Source organism: Melghirimyces profundicolus (assembly GCF_003054245.1).
GTDB lineage: Bacteria > Bacillota > Bacilli > Thermoactinomycetales > DSM-45169 > Melghirimyces > Melghirimyces profundicolus.
The window spans coordinates 190,848-211,453 of the sequence record NZ_QBKR01000003.1 but is presented as its reverse complement, the minus strand read 5'-3'; the positions used below and the strand labels follow the sequence as shown (position 1 = coordinate 211,453).

The 20,606-nt window shown below is 59.2% G+C and carries 13 protein-coding genes; 4 read left to right on the top strand and 9 right to left on the bottom strand.

The features are described from left to right. Nucleotides 1–12: 12 nt before the first annotated feature. From C8P63_RS03670 to C8P63_RS03655, 4 genes are all read right to left on the bottom strand, one after another. Complete coding sequence (locus tag C8P63_RS03670) at nt 13–3,558, bottom strand: UvrD-helicase domain-containing protein (RefSeq protein WP_108021973.1); 3,546 nt, start codon at nt 3,556–3,558, stop codon at nt 13–15. After that, nucleotides 3,555–6,788: a PD-(D/E)XK nuclease family protein gene (locus C8P63_RS03665; RefSeq protein WP_170109477.1), complete on the bottom strand. Its 3,234-nt coding sequence runs from the start codon at nt 6,786–6,788 to the stop codon at nt 3,555–3,557. The genes C8P63_RS03670 and C8P63_RS03665 overlap by 4 nt, the downstream gene beginning before the upstream one ends. Before the next feature lie 220 nt (nt 6,789–7,008). After that, nucleotides 7,009–9,891, bottom strand: coding sequence for an AAA family ATPase (locus tag C8P63_RS03660; protein ID WP_108021971.1), 2,883 nt, complete (start codon nt 9,889–9,891; stop codon nt 7,009–7,011). After that, entirely contained in the window at nt 9,888–11,018 is a 1,131-nt protein-coding gene (locus C8P63_RS03655) for a metallophosphoesterase family protein (RefSeq protein WP_108021970.1), read from the bottom strand. The genes C8P63_RS03660 and C8P63_RS03655 overlap by 4 nt, the downstream gene beginning before the upstream one ends. Before the next feature lie 218 nt (nt 11,019–11,236). Between C8P63_RS03655 and C8P63_RS03650 the strand changes: the two genes are divergently transcribed. The 4 genes from C8P63_RS03650 to C8P63_RS03640 all read left to right on the top strand — a co-directional run bounded on the left by C8P63_RS03650 (nt 11,237) and on the right by C8P63_RS03640 (nt 15,475). Next, a complete protein-coding gene (locus C8P63_RS03650) occupies nt 11,237–11,533 on the top strand; it encodes a hypothetical protein (RefSeq protein ID WP_108021969.1) in 297 nt (98 codons plus the stop codon). Next, complete coding sequence (locus C8P63_RS19700) at nt 11,530–11,661, top strand: M1 family metallopeptidase (RefSeq protein ID WP_146172103.1); 132 nt, start codon at nt 11,530–11,532, stop codon at nt 11,659–11,661. Before C8P63_RS03650 ends, C8P63_RS19700 begins: the two co-directional genes overlap by 4 nt. 223 nt (nt 11,662–11,884) lie before the next feature. Next, on the top strand, nt 11,885–14,269 hold the full coding sequence (locus C8P63_RS03645) for a M14 family metallopeptidase (RefSeq protein ID WP_108021968.1): 2,385 nt from the start codon (nt 11,885–11,887) through the stop codon (nt 14,267–14,269). Between the two features lie 291 nt (nt 14,270–14,560). Further along, a complete protein-coding gene (locus C8P63_RS03640; protein WP_245920657.1) occupies nt 14,561–15,475 on the top strand; it encodes an LLM class oxidoreductase in 915 nt (304 codons plus the stop codon). A gap of 403 nt (nt 15,476–15,878) precedes the next feature. Here the strand turns inward: C8P63_RS03640 and C8P63_RS03630 are convergent, their stop codons facing one another. From C8P63_RS03630 to C8P63_RS03610, 5 genes are all read right to left on the bottom strand, one after another. Beyond that, nucleotides 15,879–17,333 carry a sugar porter family MFS transporter gene (locus tag C8P63_RS03630; RefSeq protein ID WP_108021965.1) on the bottom strand — a complete coding sequence of 485 codons (1,455 nt, stop codon included), beginning with the start codon at nt 17,331–17,333 and terminating at the stop codon, nt 15,879–15,881. A 54-nt stretch (nt 17,334–17,387) separates the two neighbouring features. Next, entirely contained in the window at nt 17,388–18,125 is a 738-nt protein-coding gene (locus C8P63_RS03625; RefSeq protein ID WP_108021964.1) for a GntR family transcriptional regulator, read from the bottom strand. 6 nt (nt 18,126–18,131) lie between these two features. Beyond that, nucleotides 18,132–18,692: a glucose-6-phosphate isomerase family protein gene (locus tag C8P63_RS03620; RefSeq protein ID WP_108021963.1), complete on the bottom strand. Its 561-nt coding sequence runs from the start codon at nt 18,690–18,692 to the stop codon at nt 18,132–18,134. A 30-nt stretch (nt 18,693–18,722) separates the two neighbouring features. Continuing rightward, complete coding sequence (locus C8P63_RS03615; protein WP_108021962.1) at nt 18,723–19,508, bottom strand: glucose-6-phosphate isomerase family protein; 786 nt, start codon at nt 19,506–19,508, stop codon at nt 18,723–18,725. A gap of 154 nt (nt 19,509–19,662) precedes the next feature. Continuing rightward, entirely contained in the window at nt 19,663–20,601 is a 939-nt protein-coding gene (locus tag C8P63_RS03610) for an ROK family protein (protein ID WP_108021961.1), read from the bottom strand. Nucleotides 20,602–20,606 lie beyond the last annotated feature (5 nt).

Genomic DNA, 20,606 nt, shown 5'->3' with positions numbered 1-20,606 from the left:
GGGAAAAAGCGTTCAATTGCCGGCGGCCCCGCAAAAATGACGGAACTCGCAATACCCGCATCGTTTGCCGGGACGCGGCGAATAATCTTCGATCCCCTGTCCCCGGAGAAAGAGGCGGGAAGTTTCGGCGAGATGTTCCTCGGCTTGCCGCACCCATTCGTCGTCCACTTCCCAGGAGAACTCCTTCCCGGGGTGCAGAAAAAACAGGGTGGCGCGGCTGACCTGCCGGCCCCACTTCTCCCGTGCCGCCAGGACGTACAATTGCATCTGGGGCAGGTATTCCCGGGCGGTCGCTTCCACTTCTTCGGCACGGATCCCATTGGTCTTGTAGTCGACCAGCTCCCAACTTCCATCGGGGGTACAATGCAGCCGGTCCACCACCCCTTCCACCTCCAGGTCCGCCAGAACCCGGACAAAGCGGGCTTCCCTTTCCACTTGGGAATACCGGTGGGCGTCCCGGTGAAACCGGCTGTTCCGGTACGCCTCGAACAGCGGCTGAAGCTCCCGTCGGACTTCGGTTCGGACCGATGGATTCACCCGGAAGAGATCCATCATCCGCTCCCAAAAGTCTTCCAGGCTCTCGTCCCCGAAGGACGGGGGGCACTCCTCGATCATCCGGTGAACCATCTCCCCTTTCCGCTGCGGGGTGAGAAGAAAGGATTCTTCCTCGTCGCGGAGCTCTTCTTCCGGCTCCTCCGTCCATCCGGCGGGAAAAGAGATTCCCAAGATGCGGCTGTAAAAGTATTTGCGCGGGCAGTTGACCAGGGTCATGATGTCGGTGACGCTGATCTCCGGCCGATCCACCGGCTGCCACCCGCGGGGTTCCATCGCCGTGGCCGCCTCACGGGCCGGGGATTCTTCCGGGGAGACCGCTTCCGGCTGTTCAAACCAACCGGAGGCCAACGGAGAGGCCGCCTCCGGCGGCTTTGGATCCCCCTCTTCCTCCTCCCGGGGATGGACCCGGAGGACGACCTCTTTCTCCCCGAGGTCCCAGTTCTCCCTTTCCCAGTCGATGCGGTCGAACCCGAAGACCCCGTCCAGCCATTTGCTCCAGGTATCGGCAGACAGGATCGGTTCCCCTTTCTTCCCCCCTTTATGCTCCTGGGGAACACCGCTCAGGATCAGACGGTGTTCCGCCCGGGTGGCCGCCACATAGAAGAGACGAACCGACTCTTCCCGTTCCAGCCGCTGTTCCCGCTCTTTCCATTTCCGCCACCGAAACGGCTCCCCCCGGACACCGGCGATTCCCCGCAACAGAAGAACCAGGCCGAATTCCCGGTCCACCGTCACGTCGGATTGGTTGACATTGGGACTCCGGGACAGGTCGGGGACAAAGACGACGGGAAACTCCAGACCCTTGGACTGGTGAATGGTCATCAGCTTGACGCTGTTCCCGTCCTCCGGTTCCACCGCCGCTTCCGTTTCCTGTTGCACCGTCTGCCACTCCTCCACCGATTGAAGGAACGTTTCGATGGAACCCCCCTGATGTTTCTGCCCGCGAGCCAGATGAACCAGCTTGTCCAGGTTGGCCCGGGCCTGTTTTCCTTGGGGGGTGGCCCACAGGACATGGCGGTAGCCGGAACTCTCCAACAACCGCTCGATCAGCTCGGCCACGGGGAGACGGCCGGCCCACCGCCGGGCCCTCGCCAGTTGATCGGCGAACCCTGCCAGCTTCTGCCGTTCCCCTTCACGGATCCCTTCGATTTCCGGCCACCGCCCGGGAGATTGCTCCCAGCCCGGTTCCCGGGTCAAGGCGAGGATGGTCCCGTCGGATACCCCGCAGAACGGGGAGCGCAACACCCCGGTCAAGGACAGCAAATCACCGGGATCGGCCAGGAAGCGGAGATAGTGGAGGACGTCCACCACTTCCTGCCGGTCGTAAAATCCCCGTCCTTTGACCACGTAAAAGGGGATCCCCCGCCGGACCAGCGCTTTCTCATACCGCTTCACATGGGTCATGGCCTGGAATAAAACCGCAATCTCCCCGGGCGGGGTTCCTTCATCCAGCAGCTGTCGGATCCGCCGGGCGACCCGCTCCGCCTCCACATCCCGGGGGTCCTTTCCCTCCGGGCATGCCTTTGAATCCGGGACGGGGAGATACTCCACCCGCAACCCGTCTTTGGGCTCCCGGTTGGCCACCGTTTCCCGGTAGTGGTTGGGGGAGGTCGGATCCCCGGACATTAAGCGGCCGAACAGCAGATTGACGAAATCGACCAGCGCCGGATCGGAACGGAAATTGTCCACCAGGTTCACTTCCCGGCCCCCTCTGGACCGGATCTCCTCCCGGGTCTCTCCGAAGACCCTCACTTCCGCCCCGCGGAACCGGTAAATGGACTGTTTGGGATCACCCACCACAAACAGCTTTCCCGGCGGGGAAGAGGCCGGATCTCCACACAACAGATCGACCAGTTTCTTTTGGCCGTCATTGGTATCCTGGAATTCATCCACCATCAGAAAGCGGATCGAATCCCGAACCCGATCCAAGACCTTCGGATGATCGCGCAACAGATGGATGGCCCGGGTCTGCAGATCGTCAAAATCGAGGGCGGAGCGCTCCCGCTTCGCCCGGACGTACCGTTGATGGACCTCGGCCAGCAGGGAACCCATCGCTTCCGACATCTCCCGCTCCACCGGCATCAGAGTGAGACCCGTCGCCACGTTCAACAGCTCTTGCACTTCTTCCTTCAGCCGGTCCCGGGGGGCGGTGATTTCCGTCTTCTTCCCCCAGTTCCCCTGCAACAGCTTGCCCAGTTCCTCCAGCGGGGAGATGAGATCCGCCGGATTGCCCGCTTCCAGGATCTCCAGGGACAGCCCCGGCCAGTCCCGCTGGAAAGTCTGGAGCTTTTTCCCCCCTTTCAGGTGCATGAGCGGATCGGCCAACATCAGCAGGGCTTCCCGACGCTCCCGCCATTCCGCCTGCAACTTCCCGGCGGTGAGATGGAGGTGGCTTCGGGTCCGGTGAAGCAGATCCCCGGGATCCCAGCCGTTCCCGGCCATCCGATGGCAGGCTTCCATCACCCAGGGAATGCAGCCCTCCACCCCCCAGTGGGAGATCCATTGTTCCAGGTGAGTCCGGCCCGGATCCGGCAACTCCGTCACCCGGGGGAGCGAAGCCTCCACCGTCTCCCTCAGCAACATCCCCGCTTCCGTCTCGTCCATCACAGAAAAACCGGGATCCACACCGGCTTCCACGGGAAAGTCCCGCAACAGGCGGGTGCAGAAGGAGTGAATGGTGGTGATCCGGGTCCGTTCCGCCTCCGTCAGCAACCGGTACCACCGATCCGCCGCTTCCGTGTCATCCCGCTTCCGGGCGTTCTCCAGACGATCTTTCAAGCCTTGGCGGACCCGATCTTTCATCTCCGTCGCCGCCTTCTCGGTAAAGGTGATGGCCACGATCCGCTCCAGGATGTCGGGATCCTCCCCGTGTTCCTCCAAGATGCGCAGAAACCGCTCCACCAGCACCCGGGTTTTCCCCGAGCCGGCCCCGGCGGAGACGATGCAGTCCGTATCCAGGGACTCCACGGCCCGGGTTTGGTCCGGGGTCATGCGAAGGCTCATGCTTCCCCCTCCTTTCCTTCCCAAGGGAGCTCCTTGTCCGCCATGCGCAGGTCATCGATCCGGCAAAGGGTGCGATGCGGGCAAAAGGCGGGACATTCCCGGGTCGGAGCCACGGCGAAATCGCCCCGCACCACCCGGTTCAACTGCCGGTCGATCAGCTGACGAACCGACTGCTGGACCTCCGACCACTCTTTTGCTTCCAGCAGGCTGCCCGCTCTGCCGATCCCGGCCCGTTCCGCCCATCCTTTCCGCCAGAGTCCCCGGTTCCGGTTGTCCGTGGGGGGAGTGCCGTCATCCCCGCGCTTTTTGGCGGTATAATAGGCCGCCCCCAGCACCTTTTCCGGATCCAAGCCGAAGGCCTCCTGCAACACCCACAGGTAAAGGAGCAGTTGCAATTGGAGCCCCGCGAGGATCTCCTCCGTTTTCGGAGCCGATCCCGATTTATAGTCGTAGATCGCATAGTGGCCATCGGCATCCATGTCCACCCGGTCCACTTTCCCCCGAACCCGGATGACGCGATCGTCTCCCAGTCTCACCTCCGCCGGGGCGGTGCGGGTTTCCGGATCCACCTCTCCCTCGACCGGCATGCCGAAGCCGAGTTCCAGAAAGCGCGGGGTGAGACCCTCCCGCACTTTTTGGCGCCACTGGATCTCATGAGCCAGGAAGTGGAGCAATTGCTGCCGGATGCGGTGGGTTTCGATCCGGAACCGGAACGGATCCCGCCGCTCCCAGTCCCCCTCCTCCGCCGCTTCGGCAAAGGCCCGCTCCGCCACGGCCAGCAAATGCTCCCGGATCTCTTCGGCCCGGCCGGGGTCGAAGGGATGGTTTCGATAGTGGTTCCAGAACCGCCACAGGATCCGGTGCAGGAGATCCCCCCGCTCCAAAGGGGAGAGCCCTTTTTCCACCGGCTCCCGGGGAGACACATTCCAAATCCATCCCGCCAAAAAGTGAAACCGGCACTGGATCAGCCCGTTGAGGCTGGTGGCGCTCCAGACCTGTTCCCGGATGCTGCGGCCCACCTCCCGCTGCAGGGGGGAGGGATCCAATACCCCGTCGAAGGGGGAGTACCCCCCGCCCCAGCGGAGACGCTCCACCCGGATCCGCTCCGCCAACCGCCGGTGTTGCGCGGGATGCTCCCGTTGATACCGCCGGACGACCTCCAGGGCATAAACCGCCTCGTCACTCCCCTCCGCCGGTCGGTTCAGCACCTCAATCGCCTTTTCCAACCCCCGGGAGAGGGTGAGACAATCCTCCCAGCGGGCGGGAAGCAGGTCCCCGGGATCCGAGATGGTCCATCGGACACTCTCCTTCGTGAACAGGGACAGAAGCTCGTCCAGCCAGGGGGACGGGAGCTGCTGTTTCCCGTCCGGTTTCAGCGCAGGATAAGACAGGACCAGCCGTTCGGTGGCCGCCCGGGCGGTCCGGTAAAAGGGAACCAGCCTCTGGGACCGCTGTTCCGCCGAGGTGGCCAGCCCCACCTCCTCCCGGCGGAGACGCCTTCGTTCGCTGTCGGGAATCAGCCAATCCTCCCGAACCGGGCGTGGCCATTCCCCCTCGGCGCATCCCAGCATAAAGACGGCTTTGTAACGATGCCCCCCGACCTGGTTGGGCGGAAGCAGATGAACGCCGCCCCGCCGTCCCGGGGACAGGCGGACCTCCTTGCGGTCCGCCGCCTGCTCCAGTTGGGCGGTGAAGGAACGCAAGTCGACGACCCGTCCCCCCAATGCGGAGGCGTCGAAGACCGCTTTCCACTCCTCCAACACCGCGTCGATTTGCTTCCAGGCATCCAGTTCCCCGGCCAGTGTCGGCAACAGTTCCGGATCCCGTCCCATCTCCCGCCAGGCTTCTTCGCGCTTGAGCGCTCCCGCCCATCGGGGAAATAAGTCCAGCCACTCCCGCCAGGTCGCTTTCAGGGGGATCTCCTCCACCCAGCGGAACAAAAGGCGCAACCCTTCCCATTCCTCCGCTTCCAGGATCGGTTGGACCCGCATGGTCTCCAGGCGTTGGTTGAGCTCCGCCTCGGTGCGCGGTTTCCCCAACAGACGCCACGCCCGGATCCAGCGGCTTTGCGTTTCCCTTCCCCCCGCCCAGGGGAGATAGGGGCTTTCCAGCAGTCCGGGACCGCTTTCTTCCCGGCCCTGACGAAGGTCCAGCGCCCCCAACAGGGTTTGCATCAAGGGGTGGGAACGAAGATCCCGGATTTTTCCCTGTTCACAGGGAAGGCCTGCCGCCTCCAAGGCGGTGGTCACCAGGGGGACATAGACATCCGGGTCGTTGCAGACCAGCGCGGCGTCCGACAGGGGGGCTTGCGATTCCTTCAACCACCCTTTCAGCCGGTTGACCACTTGCTCCACTTCCTGTTCCCGATCGGTGGCGGAGATCACTTCCACCCTTTGCTCCGCCGAAACGGGATCCGGCCGGGAGGAAAAGGCCCGCTCCTCCAGATGGAACAGAGGCGATGCTTTCCCGATCTTCTTCGATCGGGGCATTTCCTTCAGGGAAAACCCCCTTTTCCGCAGCCGTTCCACCACCTCCGCCGTCTCCCGGAACAGACGGGGCCGGTCCCGGTCCCAGGCCAGGTGCAGGGACACCTCCACGCCGGCCGTCACCAGGGAGACCAGCACTTCCTGCTGCATAAAGGTGAGATCGGAAAACTGTTCCACGATCACTTCATCCGGGAGGGAACCCCTCCCTTCCCGCCGGCTCAGGGCATCACAGAGCTGAATGTAGGGCTCCTCGTGATCCACCCAACCGTGGATCCGGAGCAACTCCTGATAAGCCTCGTAAATCAAGGCCAGTTCCCGGTACTTCTCCCCCCGTTCCTCCCACAGTTGTTTCAACCGTGCCGGGCGCACCCCCGCCCGCTTGACCTCCCCGATCCAGGCTTCCACCTTTTTCAGCCACCCCGGCCGCGCGGTCATCCCACCGAAATAGTGAAATCCTGCCCGCTCTTCCACATCGGCCACCGCCTGCTGCACCACCAGCTCCTGAGCCACCGGGGTCATCAGCCGTTCCCTTGCCAGGGACAACAGCCAGCGAACGAACTGGTCAAAGGTGAAAAATTGGAAGGGAACCTTCCCTTCCTCTCTCCGATGAAAACGCCGCCGCAAGGTCCGAACCAACCGCGAACCGGGCACCACGCAGGGAATGTTCTTTCCCCGCCGGGGCCGGTTGAAACCGATCCCGGCTTCCCAATCGGAAACCGGGTGCAAATAGATTGTTCCCGCCAATCGCATCACCCCGTCCCTGCTTTTCAATCAGACAAGCCCTGTAAACCGGAGCGGCTTCGGGTAAATGCCGCCGTTCACTCTTTCACAATACTTCTATTATATCAGTGGCGTTTCCCCGTTTTAAAAGAAAAACGACGGTGAATCCCGTCGCCGGATGACACTGCAAAGGCAGCGGGCGCGATTTTCGTCTCCGCACCTCGCCGTTTGCTACCCGTAAAGATCAAGCTGTCCCCTCACCCGGTGCCGTCAAGGGATGCCGGCTGAAGGGGATGCCTTCGGCTTCCAGCATCCGGCCCTCCCGATCCTGGCAGGTGCAGAGAAGCACCTGGTGTTCCCCGGCCACTTTGCCGAGGATGCGAAGCGCCTGGCGCAGCCGGGCTTCGTCAAAATGGACCAGGCTGTCATCCAGGATCAGGGGGAGACGGATCGAAGCGTTGTCGGAGATGAAGCGGATCAAGGCCAGCCGAAGGGCGAAGTACATCTGGTCGATCGTGCCCCGGCTCAGCTGTTCCACCGGGCAGGAAGATCCGGTCTCCGGTACGAAGACGCTCAGAGCGAATCCCTCGGCGGGATCCACCATCAATTTCCCGTAACGGCCGCCGGTCACCTCCCCGATGGCATCGGATGCCCGGGGATGAAGCTGCGGAGCGAGGTCTTCCTGGGCTTCCCGGGCGGCTTCCCGGATCTCCTCCTGCACCGTTTTCAGCACCGCTCGTTTTCGGTTCAGGGCCGCCACTTCCTCTTCGGCCTCTTCCAACGCCGTTTCCAGGTCCCCGAGGGAGAGGTCATCGATTCGGTTCAGCTCCCCGCTCAATCGGTCGGCTTGCCCTTTCACCTCGCTGAATTCGCTTTCCAGCCGGCGGACATCGGCTTCCGCCGCTGTCAATCGGTCGGAGCAGAGCCGAAGCGCTTCCTCCGGGTCTTCGGGCAGATCCGCCCCCTCCAGGGCTTTTTCCGCGGCGGCCCGCTTTTCTTTCATCTCCTGCTGCCGTTGATCCCAGGCTTCTTCCCGCCGCTTGGCTTCCCATTGCTCCCATTTCACAGCCAAATCCCCGATTCTCTCATCCAGCCGGCGCGTCTCCTGGCTTCTCGCGATCCAGTCTTTCCATACCGCCGGATCCTCGGAACCCAGCTTCTCTTTCCATCGGGTTTCCGCTGCCCTGAGTTGTTTCGCCTCTTTCTGCTGCTGTTCCAGTCCTTCTTTCAGGGAATGGACCCGGGCCTCCAGGGAGGTTCGGCGCTTACGGGCCGCTTCCGCTTCTTCTCCCAGTTCCGAGATTTTCTTCTCCCAACGGGTGAGCTCAAAGGCACCCAACCGCTCCCGGAAGGGAGACGCCCATTCCTTCACTTCGTCGGTCAGGGTGCCGATCCGTTTCCTGATTTCCAGATCCGCCGATTTCTCTTTCCACAGCTTCCACAGCTCGGTCGCCGACCCGACTTCCCACCGGCTCAGGATGGCCTGTTGCCGTCTTTGGATCTGTTCTTGCTCTTCCGAGATCCGCCGCAACCGTTGTTCCACCTCATCCAGCATGGCAGCGACCCGGTCCGGGTCGACAGGCAGGTGAGGGTCCGCTTCCATGGCATCGGAGACGTCTTTCCATTTGGCTTCGAGGCCCTTTCGTTTCTTTTCCCGGGCTTTTTGATCCTTGCGCATCCGAAGTCCCTGGAAGACCGCCACCGCGCTTCCCGCCAAGGCAAGGGCTCCGACGGGCGGGAAGACGGCCAGGAGGATCAGCGAGAGCACCGCCCCCGCGGCTCCCGCTCCCAACCAAAGCCCGCCGTGGTTCGGGGAAGCGGCATCCCGGGACAGGGCGGACTCCAACTCCTTCTTCTCCTTTGCCTGTTGCAGGCGTTCCCGGAGGGAGTCCCGCTCTGCTTCCAACCCGCTTTTCTCCCGGTCCCGTCCCTCCTTTTCGTTGCCGAGCCGTTGAAGCTCCCCTTCGTCCTTTTGGAGCGCTTCCAATTCCTCTGCATCGGTTTCTTCTTCCGGATGGGAGAGCTTCGCCCGCTCCTCCTTCACACGTTTCAATTTGTCCAGTTGGACCGGGACGGTGCCCGGGGCCAACCGGAGCAGCGATTCCTTCTCGGCCTCCAGCCTGCGGATGGCTTCTTCCGCCTCCCGGATCCCTGCCTCCGACTGCCGGATCTGTTCGGAGACGCGGGAGCGGCGATCCAGAAGTTGACGGATCTCTTCCGACTCTTCCCCGGAGAGAAGAACCGGCGGAGCCTCCTGTTCACGCTTGGCTTTCCGGTTTTCCAGTTCCGCCCGAATATTCTCCGCTTCCTTCAGATGGTCGCCGAGGTGCTTCAGCTCCCGGAGCACTTCGTTCCGCTCCCGGGTCGCTTCCTTCCATTTCTTCCATTGTTCGACCTGCTCTTTCGCTTCTCTCAAGGCTTCTGTCAACCGGTTCAACCGGTCGTTCCATTCGGCCAGCCGCTGTCGGCTCTCCCGCTGCCGTTCGTGAATGTCCCGTTTTTTCCCCGTTTCTTCCCGGAGCTTCTTCTGTTTCCTCAGAGCGATGGCGTAGGACCTGTTTCCTGTGGCCCGGACCCCGATCTTGTCGATCTCCGATTTTACCCGGTTCAGCACCGGCTCCACCCGGGCATCTTCTCCCATCAATTGCTGCATTTTCTCCAGCATCTCCTGATCCCCCGTCAGGGCCTGGGAGGAAAAATAGGTGCTCCGGGTGAACAGGTTGCGGGAAAGGCCGGTCAGTCCTTTCAGGAACTGCCGGTCCCTTCGTGCGTCCATGGGATAATCCCCCGACAGATCCCGCCCTGTCTTCAGTTCCACCAGCTGCTCCGAATCCTTCCCCCAAACAAGGGAGCGGTTCAGGCGATACTCCTTCCCCCGGAGGGAGAAATCCACTTCCCCGCCGTAGGCCTCTCCCTGCCAGGGTTTGTAAACGTCGTACCAAACCTCTCTCCTCTGCTGTCTGTAACCCTCTCTTTTCGCGCCGTAGAGAAGGGCGAACAATCCCTGGATCAGGGTCGACTTTCCGGCTTCGTTGGGGGCTTCGATCAGGTTGAGTCCTTCTCCCAGCTCAAAGGTTCGGTCCACCCAGCGGCCGAACCCCCGGAAATGAATCCGACGCAGTTTCATCCCTGTCCCACCTCCGCCATCAGGAGTGTCAGTCCCTTGTGAAAGGCTTCTTCCAGCAGATCTTTCTCATCGCGGGGAGCCGACTCGATTTTCGCTTCCATCCGGCGCACAAAGGCCCCCACCACCCCATCGGCGGCACGGAGCTGGTCCAGATCGAATCCCGGAACCGTCCGGTCGACACACTCCACATAAAAAAAGCCTTCCGCTTTCAGTTGGTCCGTGATTTCGGACGGGGAAAACTCCGACTCGGGAGAACGGGTCCCCGTCAGCACGAAACGCCGGCAATCCTTCCGATCCTCTTCCCGGATCCGACCGGCGATCCGGGCCGCCACTTGTCCGTTCGTTTCACAGCCCTCCACCTCGATCTCCTCGATTTCATACAGGCGGCTGTGAATCGGGACCGACTCCAGGCGGAATCCGTCTTCATCCACGGTGACAAGGCTGACCGTCCGCTCCCCCGTCTCCTTCCAGTTCAGGGCTTCGGGTGAGCCGGGATAACGGACCAAGGTGTTCCGGCCATTGCCCAGACGACGGGTGGAAGCCCGGTGGATGTGCCCCAGGGCCACGTAATCCATCTCCATAGCGGCGAGCTCCTCCACCCCGATGGGGAAATAGTCATCCGGCTCCAGTTGGTCCATCAAGGTGCCGTGAACCGCCATCAGCCGCCGTTCCCCGTCTCCCCGGACTTCGGGCAGGCTCGGATCCCGTTCCCAGGAATCGGCGAAGCCCTTTCCGTACAACCGCAGGTCATATTCGGCAAAGTAGTGGTCTTCCCATTGTTCCGAAAAGAAATGGACATGATCCGGCCACTTGACCGTCCGGTATACGGAATCAGCCCGGTAGGGATCGTGGTTTCCCGGCGCCACCCAGACTCCCGTCCCGGGAATTCGGTTCAGCTGATCCATGACGAAGTCGAGGGTGGAACGGTCGACATACCCGTGCTCCAGGAAATCACCCGCGATCAACAAAAAAGCCGCTTTCCGGTCCCTGGCCAGATCGACGATCCGCCGGAAGGTGGAACGGTAATCCCTCCGCCGTTCCATCAATTTTTCCGGCTCTTTCCAACCTTTCACCGGCAAATCCAAGTGCAAATCGGCGGTATGAACGAATGTAAATGAAGAAGCCATGTCGTTCTCCGTTGTCTCCTTTCCCTAACAAAGAACCGGCAAAGTTCACCAATAAAAACCATGCCGTTGATATGTAAAAGCCTTCATCTTTCCTATCATCCATTTCGCCAATGAAGGAAAAATTCCTCCCGTATCAATGAAAATTTACTTATTAAAAAGGAAATGGTAAGAGCGGGACGAAAACATTTTTATTCTGCTGTTTATTGGAGGATGGTTGAGTGAAAAAAACGTTATTCCTTCTTGGCATTCTTCCCCTATTGTACTTCGTTGCAGCATGCAGTGACGACCCCAAGACCGCCATGGAGCCGGCAACGGACTCCAAACCGGCGGCAAAAAAGAAGGAACCGCCGAAACTGGCGGAGATCCACCAACCGGAGACCCACGGTCCCGCCGGGGCGGTCTATGATATCCAAGCCACCTATGCCCCCCAAAAACATCGGATCGAGGGAACCCTTTCGGTGCGTTTTCGCAATAACACCGGAGAAACCCTTCAGGATCTACACTTCAACCGGTGATGAAAGCCGATGTGGAAGAATACCAGTTTGGCGTGGCCACCACCGGGGATCTGATCGTGACTTTGGAGAAGGAAAGCGGCAAAGACTTATCCGCCTTTTTCAAGAATCATCGTGTGGTCCGGAAGTAACTCTTATACTCCATCTCGATTGTGCCGAGGGAATCCATCTTAAAACTTTTTAAATTTTGCTGTTACCCAGCCATCCAAGGAAGAGTAAGTCCGTTTAAAAGGCATCCACCACCTCCCATCACCCAAACTTTTTTAAATATTGATTTTATTCTAACTGATAGAGAGGAAAACCGCTGTCTCCGGCGAAAGTTTAGAGACCCATAATTTTTGGGAGGTGTGATTGATGCGGAATAGAAGGGCGATCCAACGCGGGTTGTCGATCAGTCTGTTTCTGGTTCTGTTATGTGGGTTGCTTGTACCGGCGATCCAAACGGAAGCGACGGAATCGACTCCGGCGTTAGGGGAAGCGGAAGAGGCGTCGTTGGTCCGGCTGGTCCTACCCGACCGGGCCTCCGTGAACCGGCTGGCGGAGTCAGGGGTGGATTTGGCGGAATATCTGAAAGAAACCCCGCAAGGGGTGGAAGTGGATGCCGTGTTGACCCCCACCCAACGGAAGGAATTGGCCGATCGGGACGGGGTGAAGGTGAAGGAGACCCTGTTCAGCCGTGAGGATTGGGAACAGCGGGTCGAAGAACGGGACCGGGTGGTCAATAGGGAAAACACGGTCACCGCCCAGGCAACGGATACGGTCAAAATCCTCCGGGCTGATTATTTCCAGAACGATACCGGACAGTTTTTGTCGGTGGAGGCCAAAACCAGCGACGGAACCGCTCCGGATGTCAGTCTGACCGCGCATTGGGATGACGGGGCTAGCGCCGCCCTCCAACGGTTCGAAGATGCCGGGGTCTACCTCTACCACCGGATGCTCGTTCCCGTGGAGGAGCGGCCGGACCGGGTGAAAGTGACCAGCAACCGCGGCGGGGAAGCCGAAGACGCGGTGAAGGAGTGGCTGGGTGAGAAACCCAAACCGGAAAAGCCCCACTATGTCAAGGATTTCATCAGCCACTACATGACGCCCACCGAAGTATACGAACGCATGGAACAGCTGGCGGAGGAATTCCCGGAACTGGCGGAGATCGTGGAACTTCCGAATAAGACGCAGGGCTACCGCCGCAAATCCCAGGCTGTTCTCGGGAACGAAGCCGACCGCTCGGTGGTGGTGACCTCCCGGGCCTGGGGGCATGAAGGGGGGAACGATCTGACCGTGGAGTTGAAGGATCCCGGCAGGCCGGACCAGCCCTTGACCGTGGAAGCCCGGGATCAGGGGATCCGGGTCACTCTGGCCACCGACGGATCGGGTGCAGTCACCACGACGGCTACCCGGCTGGCGGAGGCGTTGAACCGGGAGGCGTCCCAACTGATCTCCGCCCATACCTACCGGGGAAGTGCCGGGGAGGGGATCGTCGAGCCCCAGGGGCCGGTCCGCCTAGACAACCACCTGTCCGCCCCGGATGAGGTCTCCCGCGACCCCTTCCGGGTCCGGGCTCTCCGGATCGGGAAACACCGGGACGGTTCCCGCACCGGGGTGTTGGCCTACGCCCAGGAACATGCCCGGGAGTGGGTGACCCCTCTGGTCACCGTGGAGACCGCGGAGCGTCTCCTCCGCAACTACGCCCACGATCCGGAAACCCGCAAGCTGGTGAACAATCTGGACATCTTCATCATCCCCTCGGTGAACCCCGACGGGGCCCACTACAGTTTTTACGATTACAACTGGCAGCGGAAGAACCTGCGAAACCGTTGTGATGATGCTCATTCCGATCCCGGCCACCGGCACGCCTGGGGAACCGACGTCAACCGGAACTATGGTGTGGGCTCCCTCTTTGACGGATTTACGGGGGCATCCACCAACTGCCTGAGCGCCGTCTTCGCCGGGAAAGGGGAGCTGTCCGAAGAAGAGAGCCGGAACGTGATCCACCTGGCCGACCGCTTCGACAACATCAAGTTTGCCATGAACGTCCACAGTTACGGCGGATACTTCATGTGGTCTCCGGGAGCTTACAAGGCGGAGGGGCGGGAACCGTTGCCCCGGCCGTCCCTGGGAGAGGAAGCTTTCTTCTGGGGATCTTCGGAACGGATCCTTTCTGCGATCAAGGAACACCGGGGCACGGTCATCCTCCCCGGCCGCACCGGACCGGTGGCGGATGTGCTTTACTCTGCGGCGGGGAACTCCGCCGACCACCTGTGGTATGAAAAGGGGATTTTCGCATGGAACTTCGAGGTGGGGGCCGATCGGTGGAATCCGGAAACCCGGGAGTGGGAGTCTGTCGGATTCCAGCCCCCCTTCGAGGAAGGGCACGAGGAAGCGATGGAGTTTTCCAACGGGCTGATCGAACTTTTCCGTGTCGCGTACGACTACGGAAAAGACCGCAAAGCCCCCCGTTCCAAAACGGTTCCCCGTCCCGGCAGCTACGGCGAACCGGTGGAGGTCCAATTTGAGACCAGCGAACCGGCCACCATCTTTTATACGACTGACGGAAGCCGTCCGACTTTTGAATCCGACCAATACCGGGCCGGCGGTCTGAGGGAAGGTCCGGAAGCGATTCGGATTGAAGAGACCACCACTTTGAAATGGTTCTCCGTCGATGCGGCGGGAAATATCGAGGGGAACTACGATCCCCACGGTGATAAGGATCACTACCGAAAAGCCCAATTTAAAGTCCGGTAAGGATCCTCTCAGCCCAATGTCACCCGTCCGATGAAAAAAATCCACCGGGAAAGAACGTTTGACAGAACAGTCCATCATTTCATGAACACACCCCGGCCGGGGGGGATCCGGTCGGGGTGTGTTGCCGCTCCCATTGTTCCCCGGACCCCGGTTCACAGCAGCGGATCATCCGGGCCAATCATCTTCTGCACATTCATGACTGTAAACCGTCCTGGAGAGACTAATGTTTACCGGAAACCTTGTTTCATGAAGGAGTCAACGATGTGGCATGATCACAAGGGGTACAGGAGGATGTTCAAGGAAAATAACCTGACCCTCGGCTTATTCTTCCCATTGGAATCGTATCAGGGCAGTATTCCCGAAATGAATGTGGAACAGCAGATCAAACGGGTGAAAAAGGCGGAGGAGCTGGATTTTGCATCGGTTTTCGTAAGGGATGTTCCTTTGCACGATCCCCATTTCGGAGATGTGGGGCAAATTTATGACCCCTGGGTTTTTCTCGGGTTTTTGATTGCCCATACAAAAAAAATCGCCCTGGGCACCGGAAGTATCATCCTGCCTCTGCGTCACCCGCTCCATGTGGCGAAAGCAGCCGCTTCCGCGGATCGGCTGTCGGGGGAACGTCTCGTTCTCGGGGTGGCAACCGGGGACCGTCCCATTGAATTTCCGGCGTTTTCGGTCGATCCGGACCAGCGGAGCCGTTTATTTCAGGAGTCGGTCATGGTGATGAAAACAGCATGGAAGGAAAACTTCCCCCATATTCACGCATCCAACGTCCATATGGAAAAGGGAAACTTGCTCCCCAAACCGCACGGGTCGGACCTTCCGGTCCTGGTCACCGGCCATTCTTCCCAGTCCCCCGAATGGATTGCTCAGAACAGCGACGGATGGATGTATTACCCGCGGAATATCAGACTCCAAAGCGAGCTGATCAAACATTGGCGTTCGTTGACCAAAGAATTCAAGCCTTTTGCCCAGTCCCTGTATGTGGATCTGACCGAAGACCCGGATCAAGCCCCCACTCCCATTCACCTGGGATTCCGGATCGGGCGCAACCTTCTGGTGGAGTTTCTGAAGCGGTTGAAAATGGCCGGCGTCAATCATGTCATCTTCAACTTGAAATACGGTCAACGTCCGGTCGACGAAGTCATGGAAGAGTTGGGTGATGAAGTGGTTCCCCGCTTTCCCTCCATCAGGGATCATTAAAACAGCACACAGGGATGGGGGGCGCGCCCCGAGCGGGAAAGTGGAGTGCATACGGTAACACTCCGCCAACGTTCAGCCGTGAACCCCCAATCCATGCTGAAGCCTTCGCTTGTCTGGTGTTGTTGGTAAACCCATGAATCATGCCAGGACGACGTGAAAAGCCGGAAGAAGAGTGCCCCACAATGGGTGTTCGGCCGCATTTGCGGCTCCGACAGAAATGAACCGCGCCCTTTACCGGGTGCGGCTCTTTGTTGATTTGGACCTCCCTTATTCACTTCGTTTGTCTCCTTTGCAAACCGACGGATCCGCTCTTCGATCCGGTCCCGGAAACGGCATGGAATTTGGATCGGCATCTCCATCACCGCCCTGACCGGCATCTTTCTCCTTTTGAGATTGTCGTCTGTTATTTCCGCGTCGCGGTCGTCTTCACCGTCCAATCGGTGCCTCTTTTACTCCACAAGCGTTCGATTTCTTCCAGCGTTTTGTGCTTCGTTTCCGGCACGAATTTCATGGCGAAGGGGATGCAGAGCAGGCAGAAGATGCCGTAAACGATAAACGGAAACGCTCCGTTAAACTGCTGCTGCAGGAACGTGTTTTCATTCAGCATCGGGAAGGTTTGGGAGACGACGATATTGGAGAGCCAAAGCACGAAAATGCACAGACTCATCACTTTGCCCCGGATCCGGTTCGGGAAAATTTCGGAAATGAGAATCCAGGCGATCGGTCCCCAGGAAAAGGCAAAGCACACAATGTACCCGAAGATCGAAAGCAACAGGCCGACATTGATCGCTTGCATGTAGATCATGACTCCGACGGTTGTCATGAAGACGGCCATCCCCACCGAACCGGCCACCAGCAGCGATTTTCTTCCGAATTTATCGATGGTCATCACCGCGATGAAAGTCGACAGGAAATTGACCACACCGATCAACATGCTTTGGAAAAACCCGGCATTTTCACCCGATCCGATCCGAAAATCGTTCAGGATCTCCGTGGCATAATACATGATCACGTTGATGCCGGAGACCTGTTGCAGGATGGCCAGTCCGATTCCCACGAAAATCGCGGGCCTCCAGGCTTTCTCGAGCAATTTCCCCTCTTCCGCCTTGCGTTCTTCCTGAATGGATTGCTCGATTTCGGCCAACTGCCCCTCCGCTTCTTTGCGGCTACCCGTTATTTTCGAGAGAACCCCGAGCGAACGGGAACGGTCCCCTTTCAGCGCCGACCATCGCGGGCTTTCCGGAATCGCCCACAGCAGAAGGAAAAACAGCAGGGCCGGGAGAACCTCCGAACCGAGCATATAACGCCATCCGACATCGACACCCCAGCTCTCATCCCCCAGGGTTGAAATATAGTAGTTGACGATGTAAATGATCAGGATCCCCAAGGTGATCGCCACCTGATAAAAACTGGTCAGCACACCCCGGATGCTGGGCGGAGAAATTTCGGAAATGTACATCGGCACGACAATGGAAGCGAAGCCGATCCCGATCCCCCCGACGATCCGGGCCAGGATGAATATTGCGAAATTTGGGGGTATGGCGGAAAAAACCGCCGATACGGCAAACAAAACGGCCGAGATAATGAGGGTCTTCTTGCGGCCGATGGCGTCCGCCGTCCTGCCTGCCGTCATCGCTCCGATCAGACAGCCGAGCAAGGCGCTCGACACGGCCCAGCCGACCAACGCCGGAGACAGGCCGAAATGCTGTTCGATAAATCCGATGGATCCTGCGATGACTGCCGTATCATAACCGAACAGGATACCGCCTAATGAAGCGACAGCCGCGATCATCACGGCATAACCTTTATGGGCTTTCATGGTGTTCCCCTCCTTGATGCAGTCTGAAACCGGTTTCATTTGATTGATGCCGGAACCGATGGTTCCAGCCGCTTTGTATTCGGGTTGGGTTTCTCAACTCTGCCGGCCCTTCATTTCCAGGTGAAATTTGTATAGCTTCGAATGATAATGCGCCCGGGTGTATTCGATCACCTCCCCGTTCGGATCAAAGGATTCCCGCGTCCTCAGAAGCAACGGAAAGTTTTCGGCGACATCCAGGCCTTTGGCCCGTTTCCTGTCGGCCCAGGCGACTTCAAAGCATTCCTTCACATGGTGAATCAGTATCCGCCGCTCCGCAAACAGCATGTAGAGCGAGTCCATGTTTTTCAGCGCGTTCTCGTCGAGCGGCAGGGAAGCCGGAAGATACGTTTCGAAGAAAACGACGGGAATCCCGTTGGCGGTCCGAATCCGGGTGACCTTGTACACCCTGCTTCCTGCAGCGGTCTTCAGCTTGTCCGCCAATTTCTCATCCGCCTGCAGAACCGAGACTTCCTGGCTCAAAGTGCCCGGCTCGTAGCCTCTTTCCTTCATTTCATCCGTAAAGCTTTTCACCTGAACCAGGTGTTCTTCCAACAGGCTTTTGCCCAGAACGACGGTTCCTTTTCCCCGCTGCCGGTGCAAATAGCCCTCGTTCACCAATTCGTTAAGTGCCTGTCGCACGGTGATGCGGCTCAGTCCGTACCGGTCTTGCAGTTCTTTCTCCGTTTCGATCTTTTCACCCGCCTTGTATTCCCCGTTTTTGATTTTTCCGATCAGGATCTCCTTCAATTGATGATAGAGCGGAGGCGCCCCCTTGGAATGGTCCAGCTTCAATGTCCGTCACCCCGTTTCGGTCGCCGCCTTGCCGCCGGATTCTTTTACTCTGGCGGTGAAGCCCCGGTCCGCAATCGAACCGTAATCGTGTCCGGCGTCCGAAGGCCAGCAGGCTCCGACAGCGAGGACCTCGCTTCCGGTGTTGACCAGCCGGTGGGCAATATGCCCCGGAACGTAATGAAGCGATCCCGGGAACACTTGCTCCGCCGTCGTGACCCCCTGTTCATCCATCAGAAGCAACAGGCCGCTGCCGCGGATGCCCCAGTAATACTCCGCCCGGTCCCTTTTTTCGTGAAAATGACCTTTGGTCATGAAATACTCGTCGCCGACCTTTCCGGGATAAAGATAGCTGGTGCCGAACAACAGGCCGCCTTCTTTCCCCGGCTGCTCCTGCTCCAACACTTCCACTTCGTAGACCACGGTTTCGGGATCCATGGAGCTGTAGGCTTCCTCATCGGCAAAAACGCCCTCTAAATGCTTCAGCTTCCTGACGGTTTTGGAAACCTTTTTCCCCTCCAGATTCCCCGTCGCCCAATTGACCTTTGCCGCCGGCTGTTGAATGTTCATCGGATCATCCTCCTTCAGGTGATCAAACGTTTAGGGGGTAAAACTGCGCCACTCCTGTTCTTTCAGATGCGGCTTGGAAACGAACTGGAATTGATCGGGATTCTGTTCAAATTGCCGATAGATGGGCGTCTCTTTGTCAATGCCGAACCGGGCGTAGTCGGCGGGCCGTTTTTTCACCAGTTCCGTCGGCTTGTAGTGATCGTTATGCTCCCATACGATCCGCCCCTCTTTGTCCAAAAGGGGATACCAGGCGAGCCCCTGCCGGGCACGAATCTCATCGTATTCGAACCCGTATTCGCGGTCGCACCAGGCGCCGAAGGTCAACGGGAGTTCGGGATTGGCGCTGATGGTGGCATGGGCCCAGCCGGGCGGCACGATCACGACATCGCCGGGTTCGGCATAAACCGCGAAACACCGGCCCGGATCGTCTTTGGCCGTCTCCTGCATGTAAATAACCGCCTCGCCATCCCATATTTCATAAATTTCCGGCGGCGACCACCCGCTGTGGGAGGAGATTCTATGGATGTGACCCTGGCTGCGGATGGGCTCGCTACCCAGTTTTCCCGCGGCATAGGTGACGATTCCGAACAGCAACATTCGGTTTTCGAGCTCCTGCCGGTGTTCTTCTTTGCCAACATCCATCGCAATCGAGTAGACAATCTCCGGTCCGCTGCATCCGGGGTTACGCAGGCTTTTTCGGATGGCATCCAAATGACGGTGCTCCGGTTTCGGACCGAATAAGCCACTGCCGTATTCGAAATTCATCGTCGATGGATTGACTTTGACATCAATGCCCGGATCAAATACTCTGCTCATGCGATTCACCTCGTCAGAAGCGTTGTGAAAAAGTGAGCGGCAGCATTTATCAAACGAACATGAAATCACAACGCTTTCAGGGAATGTTGGTTGCCTCTGAAGGGATGATTCGGAACCTTTCCGGGCGGCTTCCCCTGTGTGGGGCCGCGCTGATTCACGGCAGGTCCCGCACCAGGGCGTCCAGCCCCAACAGCACTGAAATCTCCGGGTTTTCCGCCACGATAAACTTCACTTTCCCCCACGGGGTCCATGCCCGCCGGTGGACTTCCGCTTCAATCCGCGGCAGAAGGAGATCCTTCGATTTCATCAGCCCGCCGCTCAGAATGACCGTTTCCGGATCGTAGGCGTGAATCAGGTTGACGATGCCGGCGCTCCAGTGTCCGATCAGGTCGTCCAACAGCCGCCGGCTGAAGGAATCGCCCCTCCCGGCGCATTCGATGACCGATTTGTAATCGATCACCGATTCCCCGGCAAGCAGACTCTCCTCAAAACCTTCCCGCTCCCTGGCGATAATCGGCAGAGCCCAGTTGGATGATTCCGCTTCCATGCAGCCGATGCTGCCGCAAGTGCACGGATGGCCGTCCCGGTCCGTGCTGATGTGACCGCCCAGGCATCCGGCCTGGTGATGCTTGCCGCGCAACAGCCGCGAATTGATGTAAGCGGCCGTACCGATCCCGGTCCCGAAAATGACCATGATGGCATCGCTTTCATTTTTGGCGCTGCCGTGGGTGATTTCACCCAGCAGCGCGGCCTTCGCGTCGTTGTCGACCGCCACCGGCAACCCGAAAGCCTCCTCGGACCATTTTTGAAAAGAAAAGTTCACGGCATCATCGTATTTTTTGTTGGTGGACAGGACGGTCTTGCGGTCCACATCCACCAATCCCGGGAATGCAATACCGACCCCTGCGCAGTTTTCAAAGGGGAGCGATTGTTCAATGAGCAGATCCGCCACCGTTTCTTTCACGGTTTCCAGCACCGGAAGCAGCCCTTCCCCCGAATGGGAGCGCACCTTGCGGAACGCTTTCACCTGCCCGTTTTTCAACAAGCCTGTCTTGATATAAGTTCCGCCGAAATCCAGTCCAATCGAATACATCCTGA